The organism is Hydrocoleum sp. CS-953 (assembly GCF_002260545.1).
Taxonomy (GTDB): Bacteria; Cyanobacteriota; Cyanobacteriia; order Cyanobacteriales; family Microcoleaceae; genus Trichodesmium.
Genome location: NZ_LGSU01000873.1, coordinates 1 through 5,161 on the forward strand (window position 1 = coordinate 1; position 5,161 = coordinate 5,161).

The following is a 5,161-nucleotide window of genomic DNA, read 5'->3' on the forward strand; positions in this document are numbered from 1 at the left end:
CAGAATATGGAAGGATTTTGATTTATCTTAATCGTTCTGAAATATCTCATAAATCATTCCTAATTGCTATACCAGTAATTATTGTAGGGAAGTTTAATCGAAACTCCCTACTTTGGTCTACTGAAATTCAAACTGCTAAAGTTGCTTAATCAGTCTTGACAAGATAGAAGTCTTATCTGATAACAAAATTATCCGCCGTGATAGTTAGGTTATCACTGAGAGTGGCAAACTGACCGCCATCTCCAAAATCATTCCCACTACCATTAGCATTATAGAATAAAGCACCATTAGTAGAATTATAAACAATAATAGCGTCACTGGTAGCAGCATCACCATTACTTTCTACGATAGCAAACTCATCCCCAATATTTCCACCAGAAGCAGTGGTAATTTCTGTGAAAGTCGTCAAGTCAAGCAGAATCAAATCTAAGTCTGGGTTGAAGTCTGTAATTTCATCTATCCCTAAGTCCGCTTGACTAAATTCACTATTAGCAGCAAAAATAAAGCGGTCAATACTCGCCCCACCAGTCAGGGTATCATCACCCGCACCACCATTCAGGCGATCGCGACCTTGACCACCAGTGAGAATATCTTCCCCATTACCTCCTAACATCCGATCATTACCCAAACGACCAATTAAGGTATCATCTCCATTACCGCCAAAAATAGTATCGTTTTCCAAACCACCATTCACACGGTCATTACCATTTCCACCACTAACACGGTCATCACCACGGTTGCCATTAATCTCATCGTTGCCAGCACCACCATTAATAGTATCGCTACCACCCAGACCACTGAGAGTATCATTACCACCTAGACCATCAATATTGTCGTTACCAGTACCACCACTCAGGTTATCAGCTCCTGGAGTTCCTGTGATAGTTTGGTTTGGGGTAAATTCATAAACAGTAGTAGTACCACTAATTTCATTACCAACTACTAATAACGGTTCTCCATTCGGACTATCTTCTGCGGAGATAAACGCAAAACCTTCCGGTCCTAAATCTCCTGCTGCTTCAAGTTGTTCTGGGGTTGGATCAGGGTCTCCATCTGCATCAGTATCAAATTCAACGGAGAAGTCACGGTTATTAAAATATTCCACAAACCTTGGTTCATTGGGCTCACTAACATCATACACCATGATTCCCCCTGTGCGTTCTAGACCAATAAAAGCATAGGGTGTACCGTCTACAACTCCTGTAGCTATGGCTTCAGGTTCAGGACCAAAGTTATCGCTCCGAGTATCAAAAGTATTTTCGTCCCGGTCAGAATTGAAGTTATCTGGTATTTGTTCTGCAGTAATTTTTTCAAAAGCATCGCCACTGTTGAAAACCCTGTTACCAGCACTATCCCAAACACTGAAAGAGCGACCACCAGGAGTAAAAATTTGGTCAAAGTCGCCATCACCATCAATATCCCCTTCTGTGGTTGTCACTGTCAGACGACCTAGAGCATCCTCCTCCTTAAGTTCATCAACATCAAAAACATCGGGATCGAGTAGAAATTCGGGATCTTCTACCCGCGCTTCTTCATCAAAATTATCAAAACCTCTGACATCTCCTTCATCTGCTGTGACATAATAGGTCTCACCCTCTATATCAAAGGAGGCAATACTATCTGGTTGCAATAACCCAAAAACAGGCCAGTTGTTGAAATTAATCCCACCATCTTGATCGCTAGGATCGATTTCATTAGTTAGTGTTGAGAAATCAATTACACCTAGAACTACTGGTACTGGTTCGGGACTGAGAGGAACGCTACCATCACCATCAATTTGTTCATTTAGGAGACTGAAGTCATTATCATTGAGTACCGCTAACCTTCCATCTGGTAGTAATGATAGACCTTCTACTTTGTCTCCAGCAATATAACCAATAGAGGGTAGGTTAGTTACTTTAACTTTATTAACTGCTTGAATACCTAATCCTGCTAAATCATCTGCAGTTTGTTGTTCTAGGGTTTGACCGTCTGGTAAACTTGGCGCACCATCAGCAAGTAAATTAGTTGCACCTGTGAGGTCTATTTCAAAGATAAATTTTTTGCCTGTCTCAGTAACAGAGGAGTCTCTTTCTATAACAAAGAATTTACCAGTTTCTGGATCGTAGACAGCATCTCCCATTTTATCAACTAATTGACTAAGGTCATCCGGATCTAAAGTTGGTTTTTCTAAGAGATAGACATATTCTGCTACAGGTTCTCCAGTATTTGGGTCAATACCTAACATTCGGATGATACTAGAATTGTTAGAAGTGTTGCGATCGGGATTTTCTAGAGGTGTTTGAATAAAGCTGTAGAGAATACCTGCGTCTGTATCCAGAGCAACTGCTTGAAAACCACGGTTCCGGCGACGGTTTGAATATTCTGCTGGTAGGGTTTCTGTACCAAAAGTTCCTGCTGCTTCTCCTGCTAATGCTCCTGTTCCTTCAGGTACAAAACGGTTTATAAGTGAACCATCAGTATCAAAGTTGTAAATGGCGGGGCGATATTCATCTACAGTCCAGAAAGTGTCATCAGCCCTGTTGATGACAATACCTTCCATGTCTGCACCAAAGGGATCGTATTCTAGGAGGTTGCCAAAAAGGTCTACTGGTTCCTCGTCTACTACTGGAATATTAGGTAAACCTGTGATGGGAGTTGTACCGTCTTGTCTGGTTAGGAGAATTTGTTGAGTTATATCAATATCGCCACTGTCTTCATCTAATGTAAACCGAACAATTCTTGCTTGATAGTCTGGCAAAGCAAATGGTCTTTCATTACTGCCGTCACCGTCTACATCTGTGAGAGCGGCATTAGGTCCGCGGTCTGGTACGGTGACAAATTGTAGGTTGCCGTTTTCGTCTTCACCTTCAAGCCATAGTCCTGATAAACCACCCAGGAGAATTTCGTCACCTCCTTCTGTTGTAGCTAAAACTGGTAGGTCAGAAAATTCAAATTGTGTCAGGTTAGGAAGACCGCGACTGTAGTCTTTTACTCCCAATGGTAGAACATCTACAATTTCTTCATTGTTAATATCTACTACTGCTACGGCATTATTTTCTTGCAGAGTTACAAATGCTGTGGTGTCATCAGCAGAGACAGCGATAAATTCTGGTTCTAGGTCTTGAGCTGCATTTGACCCAGGTCCGTAGATCCGCACGCCACGGGAGCGTAATTCTTCTTCGCGACCAATAAAAGCAGTGAAGTCTGCGGTAGAGACATTTGCTTGAGTTAAATTGTTTATTCCACCAGAAATGTCAATAATACTAACGGAACCTTCTGGGTCATTACTGTAGTCATCGTTGGGTTCTCCTTCATTTGCCACTAACACCTTTGTCCCATCCGAGGTAAAGGTGAGCATATCTGGTAATGCACCCACCGTAACTTGATTGAGTACAGTGCCATCAGCATTAAAGAAGACAACTGAACCTGGGTCTTGTTTGACCTCAGCTTCAACTGCTACTGCTACAAGACCATTGTCATTAACTGCAACACTATTAGCACCTGCACCAAAAGGGGAAATATTTATCTGATTTATACGAGTCGGGTTGGTGGGGTCGCTAATGTCTAATACATCAATAGTGGCACTATTGGCATTGACAACAAACACTCTTTGTGTATTGCGGTCATAAGCTGTAATTTCAGCAGCACTTTCATCGAAAAGCCCTGTTTCAAAAGTACCTAATACTCGGAGTTTTGGGTCAGTCATTAATCTTCCTAGTTGTATATATGTTTAATGCACCGAAGGTATATTACCAGCTTATCTTTAAGAAAAGTTTAATTATCTAATTAAAAATAAAACTTGGTTTGTAAACATATAATCAAGGAATTGTCAACTACCATAGGCGATCGCCTGGTTAAGTAATTATTGCTCTGCTGATTAAATATAAAAGGATTGACAGATAAAAGTTTTAGCCTTTTTAGGTCTTGAAAAAGTACAAGGTTTTCGTTCTAAAGAGCTGCATAAAGTGAGGATTTTAGGTTGCATAAGGCAGAAAAATCACTCTTATAATTCTTCCTCCTGTCTCGTCTAAATTCCCCATTTCTCCTGACTTTCCCTCCTGGGAGGGGCGGGGGTGGGTTGACTCCTATCCTCACCCATAAGACTTTTGAGCGCAAACCCTAATTAATAATTGACCTTTTTCTCAAATTCGTGTTATCTAAATCACTATTTTTGTGGTTGATAATGATGACATTGGTCGCAATTTCCGTTTGGGTTAACTGCACAAAGCAAAAATGGAGAATGAGCGTTATAAATGCAGGTCGCTTTCCGGTCAGTAGTTTTGGCTAATAAATTTAATTTTTGTTGATGATATGCAATTAGTTTTCTGATATGACTATGAGATTGTAGTCTCATTCTTTCCATTCCTAAGTTTGTCATTTTTTAAATTTATTTTTATTGTTAATTTTCATACTTAAATATACCATAATAAAATATTAAACTGCTTGTCTATTTCAACTACATGAGATTTAAGGAACAAGTGGCTTTTACTGTTACTAATTATTTTTAGCTGTTCCCTAGATTAGATCAAGTACCTAAAAGCTTGTTAATGGCAAACTCCTCAATTGAATACCCAAACATAAATTTATCGGAAAATTGGAAATAATCAAGTTTATTTAACCACGACTTGTACCTTCTTTATAAGGAACAGGTGGATCTTCATTGGAGCGACTAACAAACTGATGAAAAATTTCTTCTGCCAATTCATCAAAATGTTTTACTTGGAGATTATTTTTCATTTTCATATTCGGCAATCCAATGATTAATACTATGAATAATGCCCATAGCACAAAATAAAATTTATGGTACATATAAATCACCTATGAATAATGAATAATTGATAATGGAAAGTGGATCTTCATTAATTGATAATTGATAATTGATAATTGATAATTACCTATCCCTAAAAGGGAGAGGATTGACACAAAGGGGGATGCATATTTATTTTTTTCCCCTTGAAAGGGGAGGCTTTAAACCTGAATGGTCTAATTATTTAATTGTTTAATTATTAATTATTTCGGTAAAAACTCTAATTATCAATTACTAAAAGTACAGTTATATGAATAGGTAAATTTTTTTTCGGCCGCCTTTTTGCCGAAATTGCTGAGTCTAACGCTAAAGCAGAAGCAGAGCAAACAGAAGCAGACTCTAAACGAGAGTCAGAAATTGCCAAAACTCAGG

Annotated in this window: 4 protein-coding genes; all 4 read right to left on the bottom strand. The window is 39.1% G+C overall.

All coding sequences use genetic code 11. From position 1 onward, the window contains the following. Window positions 1-172 precede the first annotated feature (172 nt). The gene (locus AFK68_RS11465; protein WP_094672867.1) at window positions 173-3,688 is read right to left on the bottom strand and encodes a choice-of-anchor I family protein; all 3,516 of its coding nucleotides are present in this window, start codon (window positions 3,686-3,688) and stop codon (window positions 173-175) included. A 459-nt stretch (window positions 3,689-4,147) separates the two neighbouring features. Next, complete coding sequence (locus AFK68_RS11470) at window positions 4,148-4,360, bottom strand: DUF6464 family protein (protein WP_094672869.1); 213 nt, start codon at window positions 4,358-4,360, stop codon at window positions 4,148-4,150. 236 nt (window positions 4,361-4,596) lie between these two features. Next, window positions 4,597-4,725, bottom strand: coding sequence for a hypothetical protein (locus AFK68_RS43420; RefSeq protein ID WP_256386539.1), 129 nt, complete (start codon window positions 4,723-4,725; stop codon window positions 4,597-4,599). Window positions 4,726-5,009: 284 nt separating this feature from the next. Beyond that, window positions 5,010-5,153, bottom strand: a complete 144-nt coding sequence (locus AFK68_RS36620; protein WP_168186418.1) for a hypothetical protein — start codon at window positions 5,151-5,153, stop codon at window positions 5,010-5,012. Between the last annotated feature and the right edge of the window lie 8 nt (window positions 5,154-5,161).

Excerpts from the sequence above, each read along its gene's own strand:
- AFK68_RS11470 (WP_094672869.1), bottom strand. The coding sequence starts at position 4,360 with ATGACAAACTTAGGAATGGAAAGAATGAGACTACAATCTCATAGTCAT.
- AFK68_RS43420 (WP_256386539.1), bottom strand. The coding sequence starts at position 4,725 with ATGAAAATGAAAAATAATCTCCAAGTAAAACATTTTGATGAATTGGCA.
- AFK68_RS11465 (WP_094672867.1), bottom strand. The coding sequence starts at position 3,688 with ATGACTGACCCAAAACTCCGAGTATTAGGTACTTTTGAAACAGGGCTT.